This window comes from Burkholderia diffusa (assembly GCF_902499115.1).
Taxonomy (GTDB): Bacteria; Pseudomonadota; Gammaproteobacteria; order Burkholderiales; family Burkholderiaceae; genus Burkholderia; species Burkholderia diffusa.
Genome location: NZ_CABVPN010000076.1, coordinates 1 through 1,295, shown reverse-complemented (window position 1 = coordinate 1,295; position 1,295 = coordinate 1). Strand labels below are relative to the sequence as shown.

Annotated in this window: 1 protein-coding gene; it reads right to left on the bottom strand. The window is 57.6% G+C overall.

The window, feature by feature from the left end:
* Positions 1 to 228 precede the first annotated feature (228 nt).
* Positions 229 to 1,248: an IS110 family RNA-guided transposase gene (locus tag BTE28158_RS32265; RefSeq protein ID WP_124906457.1), complete on the bottom strand. Its 1,020-nt coding sequence runs from the start codon at positions 1,246 to 1,248 to the stop codon at positions 229 to 231.
* Between the last annotated feature and the right edge of the window lie 47 nt (positions 1,249 to 1,295).

Below are 1,295 nucleotides of genomic sequence, written 5' to 3'. Positions count from 1 at the left end.
TACATATATGGACTGCTCCCAATAGCAAACGGAAGTTGACGGACACGGAAGTCGATTGCGTACATATATCCGGCGTCAGGGCAGAGCCCAGCGCCCAACTGGAATTCCGCGCGTGCAGGCCTCAACAACTGGAAGACCTCGGGGGCCGTTATAAAAATCAGGTTCCCTGCTCGCCGGATCGACCGGAGTGCCATTCGTCAATTCGTCAACGCATCGTTGGTGACATTGCTACACTGCTTTCTGATACGACTGGCCGGTTGCAAGCATCGACCAGATGACACGGGCCATCTTGTTCGCGATCGCCACGATGGCTCGATTTGCGCCTCGCCGGGCCTGCAACGCAAGAGCCCAGGCGTGCTTTCTGTCGTGTTTGGTTGGAGCGGTTCGGAGTACTGCGCGTGCACCGTGTATGAGCAAGGTCCGTAGATGTCGGTCGCCTCGCTTGCTGATGCCGAGGAGATGTGTTCGATCCCCGCTTGAGCTCTGACGGGGAACGAGGCCGAGCCAGGCAGCAAAGTGACGGCCGTTCTTAAAGTCCTTTGGATCGGATACGGCAGCAACGATGGCGGTCGCCGTTTTGGGACCAACTCCTTCAATCTGCGCAATGCGCTGGCAGGTCTTGCTGGCCTTGAACACTGCATCGATACGCCTGTCGAATCCGGTGATGCGCTTGTCCAGTTCGCGCAACTGGTCCATCAGATCGGCCAGTATCTCGCGCGCGAGTGGCGTTAGGGCGTTCGTGGTGTCAGCGACGATGGCCGGAATCTCCCGGCGCGCACGCGTGATAGATTGCGCGAATACGATGCCTCGCTCTGCGAGAATGCCGCGCATCTGACTCACCAGCCCGGTCCGATTGCTCACGAGCCGACTACGAGCGCGGTGAAGACTTTGAACATCTTGTTGCTCGAGGGACTTGATTGGCACGAACCGCATTGATGGTCGCTGCAATGCCTCGCAGATCGCCTCAGCATCGTTGCCGTCAGTCTTGTTGCCCTTCACGAAAGGTTTCACGAATTGCGGGCTGATGAGTTTTACCGTGTGGCCTTGCTGCTGAAACTGCCGTGCCCAATGATGGGCGCTTGAGCAGGCTTCCATCCCGATAGTGCATGGTGCAAGTCGAAGAACCAGTTCAGTCAGTTGGGCGCGGCCGACGCGACGTCGCAGCACAAGCGTGCCTGCGGCATCCACGCCGTGCAGTTGGAAGACATTCTTTGCAAGATCGATGGCAAGGAACCGAATGATTTCCATGACGATACTCCTATGAACGGTAACGTCAGCAGTTACGATACGCCTGC